Origin of the sequence: Pseudoalteromonas rhizosphaerae, from assembly GCF_028885455.1 — a bacterium.
In the GTDB taxonomy this organism is placed as follows: domain Bacteria; phylum Pseudomonadota; class Gammaproteobacteria; order Enterobacterales; family Alteromonadaceae; genus Pseudoalteromonas; species Pseudoalteromonas rhizosphaerae.
Window position 1 is genome coordinate 2,868,291 of sequence record NZ_CP118496.1, and the last position, 25,707, is coordinate 2,893,997.

Sequence of the window (25,707 nt, forward strand, 5' to 3'; positions counted from 1 at the left end):
TGTTGCCCCATGGCAGAATTTGATCACGCCCATTTCTTAAAAACACTATCAAGCGAACCCGGCGTTTATCGGATGCTTGATAGTGATGACAAAGTTATTTATGTTGGTAAAGCTAAAAACCTTAAAAAACGTGTTAGTAGCTATTTTCGTAGCAATGTCACGGATGGCAAGACTCGCGCTTTAGTCAGTAACATTAGTGATATTGACATCACTTTAACCAATACTGAAACCGAAGCTTTACTGCTTGAAAATAACTTAATAAAAAAATATCAGCCACGTTACAATATTTTACTGCGTGATGATAAATCCTATCCGTATATTTTATTAACTGCTCACAAACATCCAAGACTTGCATTTCATCGCGGTAGCCGCAAAGTAAAAGGCGAGTATTTTGGGCCATTTCCAAGCGCTGGGGCTGTCTCTGAAAGTTTGCGGTTAATGCAGAAAATATTTCCTGTTCGTCAATGTGAAGATGCGTATTATCGCGTTCGCAGCCGACCTTGTTTGCAATTTCAGCTAAAACGTTGTTCTGCACCCTGCGTGAATGAAGTGAGTGACGATGAATACAATCAGCAAGTTGATTTTGTACGTAAATTTTTGACTGGCAAATCTCATGAAGTCATCGCAGCGTTGATCTCTAAAATGGAAGCTGCGAGCCACGCTTTACAATTTGAACTCGCGGCTAAAGTACGCGATCAAATAATGCTACTGCGTAAAATGCAAGAGCAACAATCGATATCAGGTAATTATGCCGAAATGGATGTTGTGGGTTTTGCTCATTTAAATGGCCTCAATGGCATTCATTTGTTGATGATCCGCGATCATAAAGTACTCGGTAGCAAAACGTACTTTCCAAAAGTACCGAAAGATTCACAGCCACAAGAAATACTGGCTTCATTTCTTGGGCAATATTATTTAGCGCCAGGTGCAACAGGGCGAATTGCTAAAGAAGTTATTTTGCCATTTGCACTTGATGAAATTGATGTACTCAGTGAAGCATTAAGCCAAGTGAGTGAACGCAAAGTAACTTTAAAAACAGTTACACGCGGTGAGCGTGCGCAATACTTACAGCTCGCTAATAAGAATGCGCTTAATAGTATTACCGTGAAGCAAAGCACTCAGGATTCGATTAATAAGCGTTACGCACAACTTAAAGCGACGTTAGGGCTTGATGATATTAATCGTATGGAATGTTTTGATATCAGCCATACAATGGGAGAAAACACAGTTGCCAGTTGTGTGGTGTTTGATTCGCAAGGACCGAATAATAAAGAATATCGACGCTTTAATGTCACAGGGATCACCGGAGGTGATGATTATGCTGCAATGGAGTTTGCGTTAAACAAGCGTTACAACAAGTTGGTTGACGAAGATAAAATTCCTGATGTGATTTTTATCGACGGTGGTAAAGGACAACTTTCTCGTGCCGAGCAGTATTTTGCTAATTGGCCACATGCAAAAATGCCGCTGTTAGTCGGTGTGGCAAAAGGCACCAGTCGTAGGCCAGGCCTTGAAACACTATTAATTGATGGTGGTCGGAAAACAATTCCAATGGATTCAGACGCACCAGCGCTACATTTGATCCAACATATTCGCGATGAATCACATCGCTTTGCTATTGCAGGGCACCGTAATAAGCGGCAAAAACAACGCACTCAATCACTATTAGAAGAGATAGGTGGTATCGGCTCGGTACGACGCCAAACATTATTAAAATTTTTAGGGGGCATGCAGGGAGTAAAAGCTGCTAATATAGATCAATTAAAGCAAGTACCCGGGATCAGCTCTGACATGGCTGAGAAGATATTTAACCATTTGCATGACAAGGGCTAGCCCTTCGTGCGAATATAGAAAAAAAGACATCCCCAAGTAGTTATGTGGAATATTCCAAACACACTCACAACATTTAGACTTTTTCTTATCCCCATTTTTTTGGTGGTATTTTATCTGCCTTATTCATGGGCTTTCTTTGCTGCAGCTTTTATTTTCTGGCTTGCATCGATCACTGATATTCTTGATGGCTATCTAGCGCGCAAGCTTGAGCAGTCTACGCCATTTGGTGCATTCTTAGATCCTGTTGCTGACAAAGTGATGGTGTGTACAGCATTGGTTGCTTTAGCTAGTTATTATCAATCAATGTATATGACTATTCCTGCTTTAATCATAATAAGCAGAGAAATTGTTATCTCAGCACTTCGAGAATGGATGGCAGAGCAAGGCAAGCGTGGTAATGTAGCTGTATCAAATATGGGTAAGTTTAAAACTGCTGCGCAAATGTTAGCTATTATTGGACTCATTTGGCAATATGATAGTTGGATGATGTACTTAAGTTATGGCTTACTTTACATTGCGACCTTCTTAACGGTTACTTCTATGCTGCAATATTTGATAGCAGCGTGGTCTGAATTGACTAAAAATTGACTCTAAACGTATAATAACGCACCGTTTTAGATAAAAAATAATCAAACAGTTCAAAACTAGCATTTTTTGTATTGACGCGTTTAATAATCTCTGTAGAATGCGTCCGTGTTGAGAGGGCATAGCCCCCTAGATAAACAAAGTGACACTGGTTAAGTTGCTAGAATGTTTTACCGCGACAAGGTTGCGATGAAACATATTAATACTTACATGCGTTATGCGGCACTAGCTCAGTTGGTAGAGCGCGACCTTGCCAAGGTCGAGGTCACGAGTTCGAGCCTCGTGTGCCGCTCCAGTTTATCAAAGGTTACCCAGTATTGAGGCGGAATGGCAGAGTGGCCATGCACCGGATTGCAAATCCGTTTACCCCGGTTCGACTCCGGGTTCCGCCTCCAATCAACACTCCACACGCTTTAATTAGCAAACTCGATGCCCGAGTGGTGGAATTGGTAGACACAAGGGATTTAAAATCCCTCGACTAACAAGTCGTGCCGGTTCAAGTCCGGCCTCGGGCACCACTTTGTGGTTTAGTTGCATATACCAAATGTAACTTTTAAAAATGTAGTAATTAGAATTAATATGATGCGGCACTAGCTCAGTTGGTAGAGCGCGACCTTGCCAAGGTCGAGGTCACGAGTTCGAGCCTCGTGTGCCGCTCCATATTAGTTTTATCCACTTGCTTTAAATAGCAAACTCGATGCCCGAGTGGTGGAATTGGTAGACACAAGGGATTTAAAATCCCTCGACTAACAAGTCGTGCCGGTTCAAGTCCGGCCTCGGGCACCACTTTAAATTACTCAACCAAGGTAATTTAAGGGCGATAAAAAATATTTCTTACAAAGAATTATATCTAATTATGCGGCACTAGCTCAGTTGCCAGAACGTTTACCGCGACATAGTCGCGCACCAACGTACAAATTACTGACAAAGTTTTATGCGGCACTAGCTCAGTTGGTAGAGCGCGACCTTGCCAAGGTCGAGGTCACGAGTTCGAGCCTCGTGTGCCGCTCCAAATTATTTGTTACATTTAGGCGGAATGGCAGAGTGGCCATGCACCGGATTGCAAATCCGTTTACCCCGGTTCGACTCCGGGTTCCGCCTCCAAATAATTACTCCACACGCTTTAATTAGCAAACTCGATGCCCGAGTGGTGGAATTGGTAGACACAAGGGATTTAAAATCCCTCGACTAACAAGTCGTGCCGGTTCAAGTCCGGCCTCGGGCACCACTTTATATTTACTATTACTTCATTTATACCTACAGCGTAAAAAAACACACCCAAAATTGCTTATCTATCTATTAAATTAAACTTTCACCTTATAGCTTTTGTATGCGTTTAACTTTTATCCATAGCGCGTACGGACAATCTTAATACCAAAATATACGCAAATCACTTTGTTGATTGATGCCAGAGAAATTAGCTTAACTAACACTAATACCAATCTGCATAAAGATTAAGTAAATTTGATCTAATCTCTAGAGCATATAATTTTAACCGTATCAGGGACGGAGATGAATTTATTCCACGCTTGCGAAACCTGTTCGACTATTTCTTCATAACCACTAAATACACGATTAGATAGACAGTGTTGTCGTATCCAACTCAATTGTTAAGGTAGTTTGAAATCCATTTTTGACACTGCCGCGTGCTGTATTTGGCCGCTTAGCAATATTCGTTCTGTTTCCACCCTCAAAGAATAATGAAACAGCAAGCAGGCGTATGCGTTTTCTTGCATTAGGCTCTTTACGTGATAAAACTAAAAGTTGTTTGGATTCTTTTAAGTTCAATTCAGTAAAAGTAGATAAGTATCTGTGCGCTAATTAGATCACATAATTTGGCAGATTGGTATAAAAAGCAGCAGGCTTTACTTTTGTGGTGACGCTTGATAAATGGCCAATGCTGAGAACAGTAAAGCGTCACTATGCCAATTGCAGCCGCATGCATACCCAATAGATTCAGAGCAACACTCCTGTGTGGCGCTTCGCTGAAGCATTGTTGAAGCTGTAGCCAGATTTATAAAGCACTCAATAAGGGCCGCGCTTTAGCGATGAATATATTAGACGCTTGTGATAGCAAATCTGAATAACTACTAAGGCATTATTATTTTGATCAAAAAAGGGAGCACATAGGCTCCCTCTTTGATTGTAAATAAGCTTATTTACTTTTTATGCCAAATCCCTTTCGGGATGGTTTGATCAAGCTGAGTATTTTTGGTTGGATCAAATGTTGGTAATTTGCCAGCTTTGCGCTGTGTGGTGTAGTCGTTCGCAAGCCAGATCACCACGCCTGATAACATAAACAGTGCAATAACGTTCACGATTGCCATGAGGCCCATCGAAATATCAGCTAAGGTCCAGATCAACCCCAGTTCACTCACAGAGCCAAACATCACCATACCTAATACTATAAGTCTAAAGATCAACATACCATGCTCATGATTATGCTCTAAGAATAATAGATTAGTTTCTGCGTATGAATAGTTAGCAACAATTGAGGTAAAAGCAAAGAATAATATAGCAATCGCAACAAAGATTGTGCCCCAGCTTCCAACATGTTCTTCAAGAGCAGCCTGAGTTAATGCAATACCAGTTACACCTGAGTCAGCTATTAATTGATCAGAGAGCAAAATCAGCGCGGCTGTTGCACTACATATAACAACCGTATCAATAAATACACCAAGCATTTGCACATAACCTTGTGAGGCAGGGTGGGGCGGATTTGGCGTCGCAGTCGCTGCCGCATTTGCTGCGCTACCCATACCTGCTTCATTTGAGAATAAGCCGCGCTTTATTCCTTGGATCATTGCTTGCATAACGCCATAACCAATCGCACCGGCACCCGCTTGCTCAATTCCAAAGGCACTATTAATAATACGCATAAATACAGTCGGTAATTGCTCTGCATTAATAGCGCACACATATAAAGCTACAAGTAAGTAAGCTAATGCCATAAATGGTACAACCAACTCTGCAAAGCGAGAAATAGTTTTCAGGCCACCAAATATAATAATGCCAGAGCCAACGACTAGTACTAAACCAACAACATAGTTTGGAATGTCAAAAGCGACTTTAAATGCAGCGGCTATAGAGTTAGATTGCACTGCATTGAATACTAGGCCAAATGCCAATATCAAACAGAGTGAGAAAACCACCCCCATCCAACGTTTACCCAAACCATATTCCATATAATAAGCAGGGCCTCCTCTGAAATTACCATGTTCATCACGAATCTTATAAGCTTGAGCCAAAGTACTTTCTGCAAAACTCGTTGCCATACCTATTAAGGCAATTAGCCACATCCAGAAAATAGCCCCAGCACCACCTAAATACAGTGCAACAGCAACACCAGCCATATTTCCGGTACCAACACGTGCGGCTAAGGAAGTACAAAAAGCTTGAAAAGATGAAATACCGTTTTTATCACACTGACGAGAATTGAACATGACTTTAATCATGTGGGGGAATTGAACAAATTGAATAAACTTGAGTTTAATAGTAAAAAAGAGTCCTGCCGCTATTAATAGGTAGACGAGAATATGACCCCAAAGCAGCCCACTAATACTATTTATTATATCTATCATGTTATATGCCTAATGAACGAGTTTAAAAAACAGCGGGCAACTTACCATAAGCAAAGCAGATAGTTTAGTGAAACGATGAAAAAAACGAGGTTATCCACAGGCTTCTGTGGGTAAGGTGTAAGTTTCTTTTGGGTATCTTGAGGGTATGAAATAAATGCGAATTTAATGATAAAAACGCTTGCGTAAAATTCGCCGCGCCCTATAATGCGACCCCACTGAGACGGCAGACAGCAACGCTTAGCGAGGCAAGAGTTAATCAGTTAGTCGAGTAAAACTTGAATTTAGATTTTTAAGAAAGTTTAAAATTAAGTGTTGACAAAAAAATAGGAAAGCGTAATATGCTCAGCCCTAGCGAGATAAAGTTTGACTTTAACCGCAACGTTCTTTAACAATATAAAGCAATCATCTGTGTGGGCACTCGTACAGATTGAGTTCTAACAGCCGAGCTTAGTTCGCTAAGCAAGGCAAAAAATTTAGAGTCTCAATTGAAACTGAGTGACCAACAGCAATAACTTACTTAGGTTTTACTTAAGAAAAGAATTGCAGCACAGTCAATTCGTTTTTGGTAACAAAAACAAATAATTCAGAATTCATTGAGCTGTCGAAAGACAAAAAACTTTTAATTGAAGAGTTTGATCATGGCTCAGATTGAACGCTGGCGGCAGGCCTAACACATGCAAGTCGAGCGGTAACAGAGAGTAGCTTGCTACTTTGCTGACGAGCGGCGGACGGGTGAGTAATGCTTGGGAATATGCCTTTTGGTGGGGGACAACAGTTGGAAACGACTGCTAATACCGCATAATGTCTACGGACCAAAGTGGGGGACCTTCGGGCCTCACGCCAAAAGATTAGCCCAAGTGGGATTAGCTAGTTGGTAAGGTAATGGCTTACCAAGGCAACGATCCCTAGCTGGTTTGAGAGGATGATCAGCCACACTGGGACTGAGACACGGCCCAGACTCCTACGGGAGGCAGCAGTGGGGAATATTGCACAATGGGCGCAAGCCTGATGCAGCCATGCCGCGTGTGTGAAGAAGGCCTTCGGGTTGTAAAGCACTTTCAGTAAGGAGGAAAGGGTAGTCTTTAATAGAGGCTATCTGTGACGTTACTTACAGAAGAAGCACCGGCTAACTCCGTGCCAGCAGCCGCGGTAATACGGAGGGTGCGAGCGTTAATCGGAATTACTGGGCGTAAAGCGTACGCAGGCGGTTTGTTAAGCGAGATGTGAAAGCCCCGGGCTCAACCTGGGAACTGCATTTCGAACTGGCAAACTAGAGTGTGATAGAGGGTGGTAGAATTTCAGGTGTAGCGGTGAAATGCGTAGAGATCTGAAGGAATACCGATGGCGAAGGCAGCCACCTGGGTCAACACTGACGCTCATGTACGAAAGCGTGGGGAGCAAACAGGATTAGATACCCTGGTAGTCCACGCCGTAAACGATGTCTACTAGAAGCTCGGAGCCTCGGTTCTGTTTTTCAAAGCTAACGCATTAAGTAGACCGCCTGGGGAGTACGGCCGCAAGGTTAAAACTCAAATGAATTGACGGGGGCCCGCACAAGCGGTGGAGCATGTGGTTTAATTCGATGCAACGCGAAGAACCTTACCTACACTTGACATACAGAGAACTTACTAGAGATGGTTTGGTGCCTTCGGGAACTCTGATACAGGTGCTGCATGGCTGTCGTCAGCTCGTGTTGTGAGATGTTGGGTTAAGTCCCGCAACGAGCGCAACCCCTATCCTTAGTTGCTAGCAGGTAATGCTGAGAACTCTAAGGAGACTGCCGGTGATAAACCGGAGGAAGGTGGGGACGACGTCAAGTCATCATGGCCCTTACGTGTAGGGCTACACACGTGCTACAATGGCGCATACAGAGTGCTGCGAACTCGCGAGAGTAAGCGAATCACTTAAAGTGCGTCGTAGTCCGGATTGGAGTCTGCAACTCGACTCCATGAAGTCGGAATCGCTAGTAATCGCGTATCAGAATGACGCGGTGAATACGTTCCCGGGCCTTGTACACACCGCCCGTCACACCATGGGAGTGGGTTGCTCCAGAAGTAGATAGTCTAACCCTCGGGAGGACGTTTACCACGGAGTGATTCATGACTGGGGTGAAGTCGTAACAAGGTAGCCCTAGGGGAACCTGGGGCTGGATCACCTCCTTATACGATTTAGAACTTATTTGTTCGTAGTGTCCACACAGATGATTGTTAGTTAGTTTTACCCTCTGGGTTAACTAATTAATATGCTCTTTAAAAATTTGGAAAAGCTGATAATAAAATTCGTATGAATAACATTGTTATTTGTACAGAGTTTTCAAAAGTAAAAAAGAATGATAGCAGTATCATTCAGTGCCATTTAATGAACGTTTTACGTTTGTTGATTGGTATCTACTTTAGTATTCAATATTAACTTCTGGCGAAGTTAAACTGTCACTAACGTATGACTAAACTTTACTGTTTAGTATTGCGACGTGGATTTGATACTTAGGCAACGCCGCTGATATTTTTGTCGCTGGGCGCATAACGTGTTATGTAACCAAGCAAAAATAGAAAGCAAGGCAGCATAAGTAACAAAGACCAAGCAAGACCCGTTTGGGTTGTATGGTTAAGTGACTAAGCGTACACGGTGGATGCCTTGGCAGTTGGAGGCGATGAAGGACGTATTAACTTGCGATAAGCCTAGTCAAGCTAGTAAAAAGCACTTGAGACTAGGATTTCCGAATGGGGAAACCCACCTGCTTGCAGGTATCGTTAACTGAATACATAGGTTAACGAGGCGAACGCGGAGAACTGAAACATCTAAGTACCCGTAGGAAAAGAAATCAACCGAGATTCCGAAAGTAGCGGCGAGCGAAATCGGAACAGCCCTTAAGCTTAATTGGTGTTAATGGAAGGCTCTGGAAAGTGCCACGATACAGGGTGATAGTCCCGTACATGAAAATCCCTTTTAAGTGAAATCGAGTAGGTCGGAGCACGTGAAACTTTGACTGAATATAGGTGGACCATCATCTAAGGCTAAATACTCCCAACTGACCGATAGTGAACCAGTACCGTGAGGGAAAGGCGAAAAGAACCCCTGTGAGGGGAGTGAAATAGAACCTGAAACCGTGTACGTACAAGCAGTAGGAGCCCACTTGTTGGGTGACTGCGTACCTTTTGTATAATGGGTCAGCGACTTATATTTTGTAGCGAGGTTAACCGAATAGGGTAGCCGTAGGGAAACCGAGTCTTAACTGGGCGATTAGTTGCAAGGTATAGACCCGAAACCCGGTGATCTAGCCATGGGCAGGTTGAAGGTTGAGTAACATCAACTGGAGGACCGAACCCACTAACGTTGAAAAGTTAGGGGATGACCTGTGGTTAGGAGTGAAAGGCTAATCAAACCGGGAGATAGCTGGTTCTCCCCGAAATCTATTTAGGTAGAGCCTCGGACGAATACTTACGGGGGTAGAGCACTGTTAAGGCTAGGGGGTCATCCCGACTTACCAACCCTTTGCAAACTCCGAATACCGTAAAGTAATATCCGGGAGACACACGGCGGGTGCTAACGTCCGTCGTGAAGAGGGAAACAACCCAGACCGCCAGCTAAGGTCCCAAAGTCATAGTTAAGTGGGAAACGATGTGGAAAGGCCCAGACAGCCAGGAGGTTGGCTTAGAAGCAGCCATCCTTTAAAGAAAGCGTAATAGCTCACTGGTCGAGTCGGTCTGCGCGGAAGATGTAACGGGGCTAAACTATGCACCGAAGCTGCGGATTCAGAATTTATTCTGAGTGGTAGGGGAGCGTTCTGTAAGCGGTTGAAGGTGTACCGGGAGGTATGCTGGACGTATCAGAAGTGCGAATGCTGACATGAGTAACGATAATGCGGGTGAAAAACCCGCACGCCGGAAGACCAAGGGTTCCTATCCCATGTTAATCAGGGTAGGGTAAGTCGACCCCTAAGGCGAGGCCGAAAGGCGTAGTCGATGGGAAACGGATTAATATTTCCGTACTTGGTATAATTGCGATGGGGGGACGGAGCAGGCTAAGCAAGCATGGCGATGGTAGTCCATGTGAAAGTGTGTAGGCTAGTGACTTAGGTAAATCCGGGTTACTGTTAGGCTGAGACACGAGACGAGTCACCAAGGTGATGAAGTTGCTGATGCCATACTTCCAGGAAAAGCCTCTAAGCTTCAGATTATACCGAATCGTACCCCAAACCGACACAGGTGGTCAGGTAGAGAATACTAAGGCGCTTGAGAGAACTCGGGTGAAGGAACTAGGCAAAATCGTACCGTAACTTCGGGAGAAGGTACGCTCCGATTGGTGATGAGACTTGCTCTCTAAGCTGATTGGAGCCGCAGTGACCAGGTGGCTGGGACTGTTTATTAAAAACACAGCACTGTGCAAAATCGCAAGATGACGTATACGGTGTGACACCTGCCCGGTGCCGGAAGGTTAATTGATGGGGTTATCTTCGGAGAAGCTCTTGATCGAAGCCCCGGTAAACGGCGGCCGTAACTATAACGGTCCTAAGGTAGCGAAATTCCTTGTCGGGTAAGTTCCGACCTGCACGAATGGTGTAACCATGGCCACGCTGTCTCCACCCGAGACTCAGTGAAATTGAAATCGCAGTGAAGATGCTGTGTACCCGCGGCTAGACGGAAAGACCCCGTGAACCTTTACTACAGCTTGGCACTGAACATTGAACCTACATGTGTAGGATAGGTGGGAGACTTAGAAGATGAGACGCTAGTTTTGTTGGAGTCGTCCTTGAAATACCACCCTTGTAGTTTTGATGTTCTAACGTTGGCCCCTGAATCGGGGTTACGGACAGTGCCTGGTGGGTAGTTTGACTGGGGCGGTCTCCTCCCAAAGAGTAACGGAGGAGCACGAAGGTTGGCTAAGTACGGTCGGACATCGTACGGTTAGTGTAATGGTAGAAGCCAGCTTAACTGCGAGACAGACACGTCGAGCAGGTACGAAAGTAGGTCATAGTGATCCGGTGGTTCTGAATGGAAGGGCCATCGCTCAACGGATAAAAGGTACTCCGGGGATAACAGGCTGATACCGCCCAAGAGTTCATATCGACGGCGGTGTTTGGCACCTCGATGTCGGCTCATCACATCCTGGGGCTGAAGTCGGTCCCAAGGGTATGGCTGTTCGCCATTTAAAGTGGTACGCGAGCTGGGTTTAGAACGTCGTGAGACAGTTCGGTCCCTATCTGCCGTGGGCGTTTGAGAATTGAGAGGGGTTGCTCCTAGTACGAGAGGACCGGAGTGAACGAACCGCTGGTGTTCGGGTTGTCATGCCAATGGCATTGCCCGGTAGCTACGTTCGGAACTGATAAGCGCTGAAAGCATCTAAGCGCGAAGCAGGCCTCGAGATGAGTTCTCACTAGAGCTATAAGCTCTCTGAAGGGCCGTTGAAGACTACAACGTTGATAGGCAAGATGTGGAAGCATAGTGATATGTTAAGCTAACTTGTACTAATTACCCGTGAGGCTTAACCATACAACGCCAAACGCGTTTTATGTGATAGTTGATAGCGCAGAAGTTAATAGACTAAAGTAGATACTTGAAGACTTTATTATCAGAATTCCAAATTTTAGTTAGTGCGTAGCGATACGGACTGACACCAAATTTGCTTGGTGACAATAGCGTTTTGGACCCACCTGACCCCATGCCGAACTCAGTAGTGAAACGAAACAGCGCCGATGATAGTGTAGCATTTGCTATGTGAAAGTAGGACATTGCCAGGCTCCAAATTGAGAAAGCCGCTTCAGAAATGAAGCGGCTTTTTTACGTCTGTAGGAAAGCTAATGGCTTTGAGCTGTCAGCAGCGCAGTGTTATACCAATCGACTTAAATATTTAACCATTCTAGCGAGCTAAATAAAGCGCTAACTGCGTTATAATTTTTTCAAGTAGAACAACTACATGTCAAAATTTACGCCTTGTTATCACTGTATTTATCTGTCGCTATAAATGGTCAGTAACTTAACACGATTGGTATTAACCTTCGACATGCGTTCACTGCCATTTTCTAATCTTGAAAACTAGTGCCCTTTATAGTTAAAAGCCAAACTACAGCGCAGCATACCGACTTTTTTGTGTATGATAGAAATTTAACTAGTTTCAAGATACTAATGTCGCAACGTTTTTATAAAATCAATAATGAGAGAAATAATGTCTAATATAAATTTGCCACAGCATTCTATTGTCGATGACTTTATTGCATCGGTTTGTCATGAGCATGTGGAAATTTTATATAAAGACGATGATATTTTATTGATCAATAAACCCAGTGGCTTACTGAGTTTATCTGGTAAAAATCCGGCCAATTGGGATTCTGTGCATTATCGTTTAGTGAATGGGCAGCCAGGTCTGACTGCCGCATTTCCGACAGCTAAATTGCCGCATCGATTAGACTATGGTACTTCAGGTATTATGATTGTAGGCCTTAACCCTGAATCAACTAAGCTCCTTAATAAGCAGTTTCAATCAGGGACAATAAAAAAACACTATATAGCCATGTTGGATGGCTGGTTATTAAATGACGTAGGTCAAATAAACGCTGCAATAGTCAAAGATAAGTTACTCTTTCCATTAGTTAAAATTTGTAATGTGACGGGTAAGTCTGCCGTCAGTGACTATTTAGTATTACAGCGCTTAACATCACCGCCGCGTACTTTAGTACAATTTACCCCTGTGACGGGGCGTACACATCAATTACGTATACACAGTCACAGCATTGGGCACCCAATTATTGGCTGTGATCTGTATAAAAACCAACATAGCCAACAACTGGCTGAGCGCTTACAATTACATGCCAGCGATCTGTTTTTTGTACACCCTCGAAGCTCCAAGCAAACGCACCTACATTGCCCACAGCCATTTTGATTGTAAGAAAAAACAACTTAACTTCCGTGTTTATCTTGCTATGGCTTACTTTTTTGCTCTTTTGACTTGAAGTTAACAAACCGCGCCCCATATTAAGTGCATAACGCAGACACTTTGCAAATTGGAGATATATAAATGACTGCAGCACAAAAAGAAACATTAGGCTTTCAAACAGAAGTTAAACAACTATTAAACTTAATGATTCACTCACTTTATTCTAATAAAGAAATTTTCTTACGTGAGCTTGTGTCAAATGCCTCAGACGCAGCTGATAAATTACGCTTTTTAGCACTTTCAAATGGTGAACTATACCAAGGTGACGCAGACTTACGCGTGCGTATTAGTGCTGATAAAGAAAAAAATACTGTCACTATTTCAGATAACGGTATTGGTATGACCCGTGATGAAGTGATCAGCTCGTTAGGGACTATTGCTAAATCAGGCACTGCTGAGTTTTTCAAAAACTTAACTGGCGACCAAAGCAAAGATTCGCAACTAATTGGTCAGTTCGGTGTTGGTTTTTACTCTGCATTTATAGTTGCAGACTTAGTGACTGTTCGTACTCGCAAAGCCGGTGAAGAAAAAGGCGTTGAATGGCAATCACAAGGTGAGGGCGAATACACGCTAGAAGAAATTGAAAAAGCAGGCCGTGGTACTGAAATTACTTTACATCTTCGTGAAGATGAAAAAGAGTTTGCTGATGAATGGCGCCTACGTAGTATTGTAACTAAGTACTCGGATCATATTTCAACACCAGTACAAATGTACAAAGCCGAAGTGCCTGAGTCAGAAGGTGAAGATGGCGAGAAAATTCCAGCCGTACCTGGTGAGTGGGAAAGCATTAACCGCGCCACAGCAATGTGGACGCGTGATAAATCAGAGCTATCTGATGAAGAATATAAAGAATTTTATAAGCATGTAAGCCATGATTGGGAAGATCCACTGAGCTGGGCTCACAACAAAGTTGAAGGTAAAACTGAATACACAAGCTTACTGTATATTCCTAAAAAAGCACCATTTGATTTATGGAATCGTGACCGTCAAAGTGGCTTAAAGCTATATGTACAACGTGTATTTGTAATGGATGATGCTGAGCAATTTATGCCTAGCTACTTACGCTTTGTAAAAGGTTTACTTGATTCAAACGATTTACCGTTAAACGTATCACGTGAAATTTTACAAGATAACAAAGTAACGCAAGCAATCCGCAAAGGTTGTACGTCACGTACCTTAAAACTGCTTGAGCGTATGGCGAAAAATAAAGCCGACGATTACCAAGTATTTTGGAATGAATTTGGTCAAGTGATCAAAGAAGGTCCAGCAGAAGATGCAGCGAATAAAGAAGCGATTGCTAAGTTACTGCGTTTCTCATCAACACATACTGATGAAGAAGCACAAAACGTTTCATTAGAGCAATACGTTGAGCGTATGAATGAAGGCCAAGACGCGATTTACTACGTTGTTGCGGATTCATTCACTGCGGCGAAAAGTTCTCCACATCTAGAGATCTTCCGTAAGAAAGGTATCGAAGTACTGTTGATGAGTGACCGTGTTGATGAGTGGATGATGAGCCACTTAACCGAGTTTGCTGAAAAACCATTTAAGTCAATTACCCGTGGTGACCTAGACTTAGGTAGCTTAGATGATGAAGAGACCAAAAAAGCGCAAGAAGAGTCTGAAAAAGAAGTTGCAGGCTTAGTTGAGCGCATCAAAACAGCACTTGGCGATAATGTTAAAGATGTACGCTTTACGCATCGTTTAACTGACTCACCAGCCTGTGTGGTCGCTGATGACAACGACATGAGCTCACAAATGCAAAAGCTAATGGAATCAGTAGGTCAAGCTGCTCCAGAAGCAAAACCAATTTTTGAGCTTAACCCTGAGCATCAACTTGTTAAGCATTTAAATGTTGAACAAGACGAAGACAAATTTGCACAGTGGTCACATGTACTGCTTGATCAAGCCTTGCTTGCAGAGCGCGGTACATTAAAAGATCCAGCAGGTTTTGTGACTCGCTTAAATAAATTAATGTTAGATTTGAGTAAGTAATTGCTCAAAAACTAACATTTTAATAAAAAGGGAACTTCGGTTCCCTTTTTTTATGATCTCAACGTAGTCAATTGGTATAAGTTGCTTGAGTATCGGCGGCGCTTATGGAAGAATTCAGGCTTTAAAATAAATCATACTGATCTGCGGATTTTTCTTTTGATTAGTATCAACCGAGGACAATGATATGCGCATTATTCTTTTGGGCGCGCCGGGTGCAGGTAAAGGCACTCAAGCTCAGTTTTTGATGGACAAGTACGGTATTCCACAGATCTCTACTGGTGATATGTTACGTGCTGCAATTAAAGAAGGCACTCCACTGGGTCTTGAAGCAAAAAAAGTAATGGATGCAGGTCAGTTAATTTCTGATGACATCATCATTGGCCTTGTTAAAGAGCGTATTACTAAAGCTGATTGTGAAAAAGGTTTTTTACTAGATGGTTTCCCACGTACCATCCCACAAGCTGATGCAATGAAAGAAAATGGCGTAGTTGTTGATCACGTTATTGAGTTTGATGTGGCTGATGAAATTATTGTTGACCGCATGGGAGGACGTCGCGTTCACCCAGGTTCCGGCCGTGTTTATCACGTAGTTTACAATCCGCCAAAAGTGGAAGGTAAAGACGACGTTACAGGTGAAGATCTGATCATCCGTGCTGATGACACAGAAGAAACAGTACGTAAACGTTTAGGTATTTACCATGAGCAAACAATGCCATTGGTTGATTATTACCAAGCGGAAGCGCAAGCGGGCAATACGCAATATCATAAACTAGATGGTACCCAAGCTGTTGAAGCTGTTAATCAGCAACTTGCTGAATTATTGGGTTGATAATTCAATCAATAAAAAACCGCCGATTGGCGGTTTTTTTATCATTGTAATGTACTCGAGCGCAATAAATTACAATGCGTTTAAAGCACTTATAACTGGGTCATACTTTGGCTCTGTTGATAAATCAGCTACTAACTGCTTGTAAACAACTTTATGACTTGCATCTAATACAAATACGGCTCGTGTAAGCAGACCCATATCTTTAATGATCAGACCATAGTTTTGACCAAAGTCACGCCATACTGAATCAGATAAAGCAGTAATTTTATCTATGTTCTCGGCTTTGCAAAAACGTTTTTGTGCAAACGGTAAATCAGCACTAATGGTGAGCATGGCTATATTTGGAAATTGCGATGCAACCTTTTCGTTAAAATGCTTGGTTTGAATGCTACAAACACCAGTATCCAGACTTGGAACAACGCTTATTAAAACGGCTTTACCTTGGTAATCGGCTAAAGTAATTGGCGTGAATGAGCCATCAACCACTTTAAAGTCTGGTGCTTTATCGCCTAGTTTTACACCTTGTCCTAATAAAGTGATTGGCTTAGATTGTGCTGATACTTTTCCCGCATCAAGCGTGTTTTCGGTCATATCGGCGGCAAAAGCCATTGAACAAAAGGCACTTAAAGCAAAAGTGAGTGATCGGAGCATAAGGTATTTCCTTTAGAGTTAACGCAATTAGGCTGAGTGTATTATAATCATCCATGGACACCAAGAGTTTAATGCAATTTAAAATTGTAATGTATGGTTACATTGATTAACATAAAGCAGTAATAAATGTTTACATTTTTACTAATAAAAATAAAAGCAATCAGAGAGAGACTATGTCAACATCGGTACTAATTTGTGATGATTCTAAGCTTGCGCGCCGTCAGTTAGCTCGTTCGTTGCCCGATGATTGGGATATTAAAGTTGAGTTTGCTGAAGATGGCGTGCATTGTATTAAGCAAATTAAAGCGTTAAACCCGGAAATCTTATTTCTCGATTTAAATATGCCGCAAATGGATGGCTACGAAGTACTGCAAGCGATTCAAGAGCAAAACTTGGATATATTAACCGTTGTTGTCTCTGGCGATATTCAGCCCAATGCGCATCAACGGGTAATCGAACTTGGCGCGATAGACTTTATCCAAAAACCATGTGATGCCCAAAAGCTTGCCGATATTATCGAACACCATGGAATTAAAGATAAAGCAATGCGTGAGCGGCTCTCACACCGCTTAGGTGAGCAAGTTGACCCAGATGTCAGAGACATATACCAAGAGCTGACTAACGTGGCAATGGGGCAGGCTGGAGACTTATTAGCACGGCTATTAAATGTATTTGTTGAATTGCCTATTCCTAATGTCAATATTCTCGAAGTTAATGAACTTGATATGGCACTGCGATCAATTGATGCCAATGCAACAACGTCAGGCGTGTGCCAAGGTTTTATCGGTGGTGGTGTATCCGGTGAGGCATTGTTACTTCTAAATGATTCTAGCTTTAAAGAAATTGCGTCCTTGATGAATTATGAAGGGGAGCTCACTAACAAAATTGAGCTGGAGTTATTAATGGATATTAGTAATATCCTGATTGGTGCAATCTTAACGGGATTATCTCGCCAATTAGATATGACTTTTAGCCAAGGACATCCGGTGGTGTTAGGCCAACATTGTGATGTATCTGATTTAGTTAAAGCAAACAAATCACGCTGGCAACGTACTCTGGCAATAGAAATTAGCTATGGTATTGAGAACCACAATATTAACTGTGACTTGATGCTATTATTTACCGAAGACTCACTAAAAACTTTGAAATACAAAGTTGCTTACCTATTAGAAGACTAACATTATGCCTGCTGCTGATTTTAATATGAATGAAATCCATTGGTTAATGGATATGTTTAATACCGTAGATGTTGGTTTAGTGGTGTTAGATAGGGACTATAAAGTGTGTATTTGGAATGGTTTTATGGAAAACCATTCAGGTATGTTACCCAGCGCTGTAAAAGATAAAGACTTGTTTGATTTATTTCCATCAATTGATGAAAAGTGGTTTCGTAGTAAGTCAGAATCAGTGTTTATTTTGAAAAACCGTTCATTCACTATTTGGGAACAGCAGCCATATATTTTCCGCTTTAAAAATTACCGTCCAATCACGGGTAAAGCAGACCATATGTTTCAAAACGCTACGTTTATTCCTCTATCAAATACGATGGGAGAAGTTGGCCATATTTGTATCATTCTTTATGATGTAACTGATATGGCAGTGAATAAAAAAGAACTTGAAGAAGTAAATCGTAAACTTGAACAAGTGAGTCAAACGGACGCACTAACAAAATTGACTAATCGAGGTCATTGGGAAGATACCCTACGAAAAGAATTTCTTAGGATCAAACGCAGTGGTGGCACAAGTACTTTATTGATGTTTGATATCGATCACTTTAAAAAAGTAAATGATGAACATGGGCACCGTTGTGGCGATGAAGCACTGCGTAACATTGCTGATTTACTGCGTAAAACATTACGTGAAACAGACATCGCAGGTCGTTATGGCGGCGAAGAATTTGCAGTAACGTTATTAGACACGGATCACAAAGGTGCTGAGATATTTGCTGAGCGTTTGCGTAGTTTAATTGAAAACTCATCCATTTACTTTGACGAACAGCAAATTAAAGTGACTGTTAGTGTTGGTTTTGCCTGTTTTCAAGATGAATTCGAACGTTATGAAAAATGGATTGAAGCGGCTGATAAGGCACTTTACTTTTCAAAAGAAAATGGCAGAAATTGTATTACTGCATATAAAGATTTGAGTTAACCTTGATGAGTATAAATACCCTCGCGACACAATAGCAAAAGTTTAAATTAAGTTGCTTTGAATAGGCATAAAAAATGACGCAAAATGCGTCATTTTTTATGCTATCGCCAGCAGGTATCTAGCATTCAGGTGGCAAAATAAGCAAGTCTGTTTTTAGTAACCGCATAACTTTTTCAGCGGTATTGCCAATTAACTTACCTTTTATACCTATGTTGCCTACTGAGCCCATGATCACGAGACCGGCACTAAGCTTAGCTGCAATACTTGGGATCACTTGCTCGGCTAGGCCCGCTTTTATATGAAGGTTATTTTTTATATCGTGCTCAATAATTAAATTACGTTGAATGACAGGTAGTTTGTCAAAAGCATTCAGTACTTGTTCGTCTGAAAATACAATGCCTAAGTCTCTTAAAATTGGGGATACATGAACGGTATAACAAGTATAAAACTGACAGTCATAATGCTTAGAATAAGCTAAACCAGTTTCAATTATATCTTTGTTTAGTTTGTATTTAGTGGCTTTTTCGCTACCTAAATCAAGCGCAGCTAACACATTGGTGTTATTGCGCCAGGTATTATCCGCAGCTAAATAAAGTGGTAGTGGGGTAAAGCGGATCAACTGCCAGTCAAGTTCACTAAATTGACAATGCTCGTCAATATGGCGCGTTTTTATCACCATCTCATAATTTTCAAAGTCACTCTCATTGGCTAACCATTGCTCAGGTGCCTCATGCCAAATAATATTTAATGAATAATCTGATTCTGACAATTCGCTTTCAAGTAGTGGTACTAATTCTTTTTTGAGAGTAGCCAACCTTGTTTCTTGAATTACTTGCAATTGTTCAGCTGGCGGCGAGAACAAAATATTACCAGCACTTTCATAGGCAAAGGCAACAATATCAATATGTTTTTGCTTACCAATTGCTTTGTGTTTCGCGTGCAAAATAGCAGTACGTGCAAATTCTACTGAATCAATTAGTACGAGAAGCTTTTTATCCATTCTATTCACTCTGTTGTATGGCGTGAATCATCTGATGGACATTGCCCGAGTATATTCAATTCGCCAGAGGTTGACTCTTGTTCCAGTTTTACCTTAAAGCCCCATAGTCTGTAAAGGTGTTTTAATACCTCATGGTGAGACTTTGCCAGTGGAATATCCTGATGTGGCACGTAGCGCAAGGTTAAAGAGCGATCACCTCTAATATCAACATCATAGATCTGAATGTTGGGTTCGTGATTACTGAGGTTATATTGTGCTGAGAGCGCAGTCCGTACCGCGTGATAGCCGCTTTCATCGTGGATCGCACCAACTTGTAGATTCGGATCTTTTTCATGATCGATAATAGTGAATAATTTAAAGTCACGAATAAGTTTGGGTGATAAAAATTGGCTAATAAAACTTTCGTCTTTAAAGTTTTCCATTGCAAAGTGCAGCGTATCTAACCAGTTGCTCCCGGCATATTCTGGAAACCACTGTTTATCTTCTTCGGTAGGGTTTTCACAAATACGGCGGATATCCACCATCATATTAAAACCCAGCGCATAAGGGTTAATACCCGAATAATAATTACTATTGTAAGGGGGCTGATACACAACATTAGTATGACTTTGTAAAAACTCTAACATGAATGAGTCAGTGAGTTTCCCTTCATCATATAAGTGATTCAAAATAGTATAATGCCAAAACGTTGCCCAGCCTTCATTCATTACTTGGGTTTGCTTTTGAGGATAAAAATATTGTGAGATTTTACGCACAATACGAATTATTTCTCGTTGCCAAGATTCCAGTAATGGCGCATTTTTTTCTATAAAATACAAAATATTTTCTTGTGGCTCTGAAGGAAAATGACGCTCGTGTTTTTTAGTTTCCTGTTGATGTGAAGGTATTGTGCGCCAAAGTTCGTTCACTTGTGATTGTAAGTAATCTTCGCGCTCTTGTTGGCGTTTTTGTTCTTCAAATAAAGATATTTGCTGTGGGCGTTTATAACGATCAACACCGTAATTCATAAGTGCATGGCATGAATCGATTAGGTTTTCGACTTCATCAATGCCATGTTTTTCTTCGCAACGAGCAATATAATTTTTTGCAAATAATAGGTAGTCAATAATAGAGCTGGCATCAGTCCATGTTTTAAATAAATAATTACCTTTAAAAAACGAGTTGTGCCCGTAGCAAGCGTGCGCCATCACTAAAGCCTGCATTGGAAGGGTATTTTCTTCCATTAAATAAGCAATACAAGGATTCGAGTTTATGACAATTTCATAAGCCAATCCCATTTGTCCGCGTTTGTAGTTTTGCTCAGTTTGAATAAATTTTTTACCATAAGACCAGTGACTATAGCCAATAGGCATACCAACACTGGAATAGGCATCCATCATTTGTTCTGCGGTGATCACTTCAATCTGATTAGGATAAGTATCGAGGCGATAATGTTCAGCAACCCGCGCAATTTCGTCTTGGTATTGTTGTAGTAATTCAAATGTCCAATCTGGCCCATCACTCATTCGTTTATTGGTCATATAAATACCTCGCTGTACAGCCTAGGCTGCCCCTTGGTGTTGACGACTCTTCTTGAATAACTCACGGAAAATAGGGTAAATATCTTCAACATTGCGTATATGTTGAATAGCAAAGTTATTATGAGTTTGACAAATATTTTGATACTCACGCCATAGGCTCTGATGGGCGCGGGTAGTGATCTCAATATAAGCGTAATAGCGAATGGTACTGAGCAACTTGTTGCGTAAGATCTCTGAGCATTGGGGAGAGTCATCTGCCCAATTGTCGCCATCAGAGGCTTGTGCTGCATACACATTCCACTCGCCAGCGTTATAACGCTCGGTAATTATCTCATTCATTAACTTCAGTGCGCTGGAGACAATTGTGCCGCCAGTTTCTTGGGAATAGAAAAACTCCTGTTCGTCGACCTCTTTGGCTTGGGTATGATGGCGAATATACACCACTTCAATGTCTTTATAACTGCGGGTCAAAAATTGATAAAGCAAAATATAAAAACGTTTTGCCATATCTTTGGTTGCTTGATCCATCGAGCCCGACACATCCATAATACAAAACATCACCGCTTTACTAGTTGGATGAGGCTGTTTTTCATAGTTACGAAAGCGCAAATCGTAATTATCAATAAAGGGCACTGCACTGATGCGTTTTTGTAATGCGGCGATTTCTTGCTCCATTAATGCAATAGCAGCTATATCAGGTTCAGGCTCAGCCATTAATAGGCAAAGCTGTGCTTCAAGCTCTGCTAATTGACGCTTTTTACCCGCGCTCATCGCAACACGCCTTGCAAGTGAGCCCTGAAGTGAACGCACAATATCAATATTACTCGGCATACCATCACTACAAAAACCAGCACGATGAGTTTTCATTTGCACGAGTTTATCTAACTGGTTTTGCTGTAAATTTGGCAGTTCTAAGTCTTCAAAAAGTAAGTCTAGATACTCATCTTTAGAAATCGAGAAGACAAAGTCATCTTCTCCTTCACCAGAGTCACTCGCTTCACCTTCGCCGGCTCCACCACCTTGGCCACCTTGCGGGCGTTTAATCTTATCACCGGTTGAGAACTGATCGTTACCAGGATGAATTTGTTCTCTATCGCCCCCTTTACCTTGATGGAAAGTAGGTTCACTTATATCCCGTTGCGGAATTGAAATACTCTCACCGCTACTGGAGTCAGTGACACTGCGTTTATTTATTGCATCTGACACCGCTTCTTTGATCTGTTTTTTATAGCGCCTGATAAAGCGTTGACGATTTAACGTGCTCTTATTCTTACCGTTCAGGCGACGGTCTATAAAACGCGCCATAAAGACCCCCTAAAAATACACAGCTGCGTGTTATTGCGATTTACGCACGCGTAAATACCACTCTGATAACAAACGAACTTGCTTTTGGGTATATCCTTTTTCCACCATACGATTGACAAAATCTTCATGTTTTTTCTGATCTTCTGCGGATGTTTTCGCATTGAAGGAAATAACGGGTAATAGTTCTTCAGTATTGGAGAACATTTTTTTCTCAATCACAGTGCGCAGTTTTTCATAGCTGGTCCACAATGGATTTTTACCATTGTTGTGCGCCCGTGCACGCAATACAAAATTAACGATTTCGTTACGGAAATCTTTTGGATTTGAAATGCCTGCTGGTTTTTCAATTTTTTCAAGTTCGGCATTTAATGCTTCGCGGTTGAATAGCTGGCCGGTATCAGGGTCGCGATACTCTTGGTCTTGGATCCAAAAATCAGCATAAGTGACATAGCGGTCAAAAATGTTTTGCCCGTACTCAGAGTAAGACTCTAAATAAGCTGTTTGCAGTTCTTTACCAATAAACTCAACATACTGCGGGATTAAATAGCCTTTCAAGTGGCTTAAGTAGCGTTCTTCAACGTCGGCAGAGAATTGCTCTCGTTCAATTTGTTGCTCTAATACATAAAATAAATGCACTGGGTTTGCCGCTACCTCAAGTGTGTCAAAGTTAAACACGCGCGATAAAATTTTAAATGCAAACCGAGTTGATAGTCCGGTCATGCCTTCATCTACACCGGCATAATCTCGATACTCTTGATACGATTTAGCTTTAGGATCGGTGTCTTTCAAGCTTTCGCCGTCATATACCCGCATTTTTGAGTAGATACTAGAGTTTTCTGGATCTTTTAACCGTGATAGCGTGGTAAATTTTGCCAATGTTTCCAGTGTGCCTGGCGCGCAAGGAGCATTATATAATTCACTATGTTCCAATAGCTTGTCGTAGATTTTTACCTCTTCAGATGCACGTAAACAATACGGCACTTTGACGATGTAAACACGGTCTAAAAAGGCTTCATTGTTCTTGTTGTTTTTAAAGGTCTGCCATTCTGATTCGTTTGAATGAGCCAAAATCATGCCATTAAAGGGCAGTGCACTAATACCTTCGGTGCCATTATAATTTCCCTCTTGCGTGGCTGTTAAAAGCGGATGCAATACTTTGATTGGCGCTTTAAACATCTCAACAAATTCCATTAAACCTTGATTTGCAAGACATAATGAACCGGAATAAGCATAAGCATCAGCATCGTTTTGAGCAAAATGTTCTAGTTTGCGAATATCAACTTTACCGACTAAAGCGGAAATATCTTGGTTGTTTTCATCCCCAGGTTCAGTTTTTGCAATAGCAATTTGATTTAAAATAGAGGGGTAGCGTTTTACCACTTTAAACTGGCTAATATCACCATTAAATTCAGATAAGCGCTTAGTGGCCCATGGTGACATAATAGTTTTTAAGTAACGGGGCTTAATCCCGTATTCTTTTGCCATCAGCTCAGCATCTTCATTAGGATCAAAAAGCGCCAACGGGTGGTCATTGACCGGTGAGCCTTTAATCGAGTAAATAGGCACTTGTTGCATTAAATATTTTAGCTTTTCGGCAATCGATGATTTACCACCGCCAACAGGTCCAAGTAGATAAAGCACTTGTTTACATTCTTCAAGGCCTTGCGCGGCATGTTTTAGGTAAGAAACGATTTGTTCAATCGCATCCTCCATACCGTAAAAATCATTAAAGGCAGGGTAACGTGCTACTACTCTGTTTGAAAATAATCGACTTAACCGTGCATCCTTTGAAGTATCGATCATTTTTGGCTCACCAATGGCCGCTAATAATCGCTCTGGTGCGCTGGCATAAGCCGATTTATCAGTTTTACAAATCTCTAAGAACTCAGCGATACTATACTCTTCTTCTTGTGCCGCTTCGTATCGTGCTTGGTAATGCTCAAAAATACTCATGGAAACCTCCGAAAAACCTGCTTAAACTAGGTGCTTACAAATTAAAAAAGAAGCAAAGGTTATTTAAAGCTTAGTCACGAATTTGATTTTTTGTGCAATAAAATTAAAAATTTATGTTAGAAAACAAAAAAGACGCCGTAGCGTCTTTTAAATTGGGCTTGCTCAGAACGAGCAATCAATTATGCGAAGTTAGCGTTCGCGAATTCCCAGTTAACAAGCGACCAGAATGCTTTTAAGTAGTCTGGACGAACGTTACGGAAATCAATGTAGTAAGCATGTTCCCACAGGTCCACAGTCAGGATCGGTGTTACACCGTCTTGAGTTAGTGGCGTTGCTGCGTTAGAAGTATTAACGATGTCTAAAGAACCATCAGCTAATTTAACTAACCATGTCCAGCTTGAACCAAAGTTGTTCACTGCTTTATCATCAAAAGCTGCTTGGAATGCTTCAAAAGAACCCCATTTAGCATTGATAGCATCTGCAACAGCGCCTGTTGCTTCGCCACCGCCATTTGGAGATAGGCTGTTCCAGTAAAAAGTATGGTTCCAGATCTGTGCTGCATTGTTAAATACGCCACCTTCAGAAGAACATACGATTTCTTCAAGTGATTTACCTTCAAATTCAGTACCTGGGATTAAACCGTTAAGTTTAGTCACATAAGTGTTGTGGTGCTTGCCGTGGTGAAACTCTAATGTTTCTTGTGAAATATGTGGCTCAAGTGCATTAATTGCATATGGTAGTGACGGTAGTTCAAATGCCATTTTTTATCTCCATCTTCTTTTGGTTGATAGTTCAAATAGTAATAGTTAATGCCTGTTCAAACAGGGTAGTTACCTATACCAAATGAGATTATAGTGTTACTATAATTGTTGAGTATTTTACTCAAGTTTTAGCAAACAGCAATGCCAAACAGCAGTGCAAATGCAAGACTATTTCGATTGCGGCTTTATTTGCCCACTTTAAGATACATATATGAGGCTTAATGAAAATTTTTCAAGCCTTAATATGTTCAGCTATCGTCACTTTTGAGGTTGTAGATGGAAACCATTGATAAAATTAAACAGCAGATTTCTGAAAATCCAATTATCCTTTATATGAAAGGATCGCCTAAATTACCAAATTGTGGTTTTTCTTCACAAGCATCTCAAGCATTAATGTCATGCGGTGAACCGTTTGCCTATGTTGATATTTTACTAAATCCTGATATCCGAGCTGAATTACCAGCATATGCCAATTGGCCAACATTTCCACAACTGTGGGTTGATGGCGAATTAATTGGTGGTTGTGACATTATCATTGAAATGTTTCAACGTGGTGAATTACAACCACTGATCACCGAAACAGCAGCTAAATATAAAGAAGCTGACGCTGAGTAAC

15 protein-coding genes, 8 tRNA genes and 3 rRNA genes are annotated in these 25,707 nt (G+C 41.6%); 19 read left to right on the forward strand and 7 right to left on the reverse strand.

What is annotated here, in order from left to right:
• The first annotated feature begins 9 nt into the window (after positions 1–9).
• The 10 genes from uvrC (at position 10) to PVK79_RS12340 (ending at position 3,646) form a co-directional block, all read left to right on the forward strand.
• Positions 10–1,833, forward strand: coding sequence for an excinuclease ABC subunit UvrC (uvrC, locus tag PVK79_RS12295; protein WP_182735608.1), 1,824 nt, complete (start codon positions 10–12; stop codon positions 1,831–1,833).
• Between the two features lie 42 nt (positions 1,834–1,875).
• A complete protein-coding gene (gene pgsA, locus PVK79_RS12300; RefSeq protein ID WP_145242294.1) occupies positions 1,876–2,421 on the forward strand; it encodes a CDP-diacylglycerol--glycerol-3-phosphate 3-phosphatidyltransferase in 546 nt (181 codons plus the stop codon).
• Positions 2,422–2,637: 216 nt separating this feature from the next.
• Positions 2,638–2,713, forward strand: a tRNA-Gly gene (locus PVK79_RS12305).
• A 26-nt stretch (positions 2,714–2,739) separates the two neighbouring features.
• Positions 2,740–2,813: transfer RNA gene (locus PVK79_RS12310), tRNA-Cys, on the forward strand.
• A 36-nt stretch (positions 2,814–2,849) separates the two neighbouring features.
• A tRNA-Leu gene (locus tag PVK79_RS12315) sits at positions 2,850–2,936 on the forward strand.
• 66 nt (positions 2,937–3,002) lie between these two features.
• Positions 3,003–3,078: transfer RNA gene (locus tag PVK79_RS12320), tRNA-Gly, on the forward strand.
• Between the two features lie 39 nt (positions 3,079–3,117).
• Positions 3,118–3,204: transfer RNA gene (locus PVK79_RS12325), tRNA-Leu, on the forward strand.
• Between the two features lie 150 nt (positions 3,205–3,354).
• A tRNA-Gly gene (locus tag PVK79_RS12330) sits at positions 3,355–3,430 on the forward strand.
• A gap of 18 nt (positions 3,431–3,448) precedes the next feature.
• A tRNA-Cys gene (locus PVK79_RS12335) sits at positions 3,449–3,522 on the forward strand.
• Positions 3,523–3,559: 37 nt separating this feature from the next.
• Positions 3,560–3,646 (forward strand) — tRNA-Leu (locus PVK79_RS12340).
• Between the two features lie 931 nt (positions 3,647–4,577).
• Here PVK79_RS12340 and PVK79_RS12350 read toward each other — a convergent pair.
• Complete coding sequence (locus PVK79_RS12350) at positions 4,578–5,999, reverse strand: alanine/glycine:cation symporter family protein (RefSeq protein WP_257325709.1); 1,422 nt, start codon at positions 5,997–5,999, stop codon at positions 4,578–4,580.
• Positions 6,000–6,619: 620 nt separating this feature from the next.
• Here PVK79_RS12350 and PVK79_RS12355 point away from each other — a divergent pair.
• The 6 genes from PVK79_RS12355 to adk all read left to right on the forward strand — a co-directional run bounded on the left by PVK79_RS12355 (position 6,620) and on the right by adk (position 15,753).
• Positions 6,620–8,161, forward strand: a 16S ribosomal RNA gene (locus tag PVK79_RS12355).
• 440 nt (positions 8,162–8,601) lie between these two features.
• Positions 8,602–11,488 (forward strand): 23S ribosomal RNA (locus PVK79_RS12360).
• A 133-nt stretch (positions 11,489–11,621) separates the two neighbouring features.
• Positions 11,622–11,736 (forward strand): 5S ribosomal RNA (rrf, locus tag PVK79_RS12365).
• Together the 16S, 23S and 5S rRNA genes form the textbook arrangement of a ribosomal RNA operon.
• A gap of 425 nt (positions 11,737–12,161) precedes the next feature.
• Complete coding sequence (locus tag PVK79_RS12370; protein ID WP_145242687.1) at positions 12,162–12,875, forward strand: RluA family pseudouridine synthase; 714 nt, start codon at positions 12,162–12,164, stop codon at positions 12,873–12,875.
• Between the two features lie 135 nt (positions 12,876–13,010).
• Positions 13,011–14,924, forward strand: a complete 1,914-nt coding sequence (gene htpG, locus PVK79_RS12375; protein ID WP_182731943.1) for a molecular chaperone HtpG — start codon at positions 13,011–13,013, stop codon at positions 14,922–14,924.
• Positions 14,925–15,108: 184 nt separating this feature from the next.
• Positions 15,109–15,753, forward strand: a complete 645-nt coding sequence (gene adk / locus PVK79_RS12380) for an adenylate kinase (protein ID WP_064665952.1) — start codon at positions 15,109–15,111, stop codon at positions 15,751–15,753.
• 69 nt (positions 15,754–15,822) lie between these two features.
• Here the strand turns inward: adk and tpx are convergent, their stop codons facing one another.
• On the reverse strand, positions 15,823–16,404 hold the full coding sequence (tpx, locus tag PVK79_RS12385) for a thiol peroxidase (protein WP_145242161.1): 582 nt from the start codon (positions 16,402–16,404) through the stop codon (positions 15,823–15,825).
• 173 nt (positions 16,405–16,577) lie between these two features.
• Between tpx and PVK79_RS12390 the strand changes: the two genes are divergently transcribed.
• Together PVK79_RS12390 and PVK79_RS12395 are read left to right on the forward strand one after the other, a co-directional pair.
• Complete coding sequence (locus PVK79_RS12390) at positions 16,578–17,582, forward strand: response regulator (protein ID WP_145242159.1); 1,005 nt, start codon at positions 16,578–16,580, stop codon at positions 17,580–17,582.
• 4 nt (positions 17,583–17,586) lie between these two features.
• Positions 17,587–18,552 (forward strand): sensor domain-containing diguanylate cyclase, encoded by a 966-nt coding sequence (locus tag PVK79_RS12395; RefSeq protein WP_182731944.1) that lies wholly within the window; start codon positions 17,587–17,589, stop codon positions 18,550–18,552.
• A 118-nt stretch (positions 18,553–18,670) separates the two neighbouring features.
• On the opposite strand, the gene PVK79_RS12400 is transcribed toward PVK79_RS12395, so the two are convergent.
• From PVK79_RS12400 to PVK79_RS12420, 5 genes are all read right to left on the reverse strand, one after another.
• On the reverse strand, positions 18,671–19,552 hold the full coding sequence (locus PVK79_RS12400) for a universal stress protein (RefSeq protein WP_145242155.1): 882 nt from the start codon (positions 19,550–19,552) through the stop codon (positions 18,671–18,673).
• A gap of 5 nt (positions 19,553–19,557) precedes the next feature.
• Entirely contained in the window at positions 19,558–21,072 is a 1,515-nt protein-coding gene (locus PVK79_RS12405; protein ID WP_145242153.1) for a SpoVR family protein, read from the reverse strand.
• Positions 21,073–21,093: 21 nt separating this feature from the next.
• Complete coding sequence (locus PVK79_RS12410) at positions 21,094–22,377, reverse strand: YeaH/YhbH family protein (protein ID WP_257325715.1); 1,284 nt, start codon at positions 22,375–22,377, stop codon at positions 21,094–21,096.
• 30 nt (positions 22,378–22,407) lie between these two features.
• A complete protein-coding gene (locus PVK79_RS12415; RefSeq protein ID WP_149982777.1) occupies positions 22,408–24,330 on the reverse strand; it encodes a PrkA family serine protein kinase in 1,923 nt (640 codons plus the stop codon).
• Positions 24,331–24,509: 179 nt separating this feature from the next.
• The gene (locus PVK79_RS12420; RefSeq protein ID WP_145242146.1) at positions 24,510–25,091 is read right to left on the reverse strand and encodes a superoxide dismutase; all 582 of its coding nucleotides are present in this window, start codon (positions 25,089–25,091) and stop codon (positions 24,510–24,512) included.
• Between the two features lie 276 nt (positions 25,092–25,367).
• On the opposite strand from PVK79_RS12420, the gene PVK79_RS12425 reads away from it, so the two are divergent.
• A complete protein-coding gene (locus PVK79_RS12425; protein WP_064665960.1) occupies positions 25,368–25,706 on the forward strand; it encodes a Grx4 family monothiol glutaredoxin in 339 nt (112 codons plus the stop codon).
• The last annotated feature ends 1 nt before the right edge of the window (position 25,707 follow it).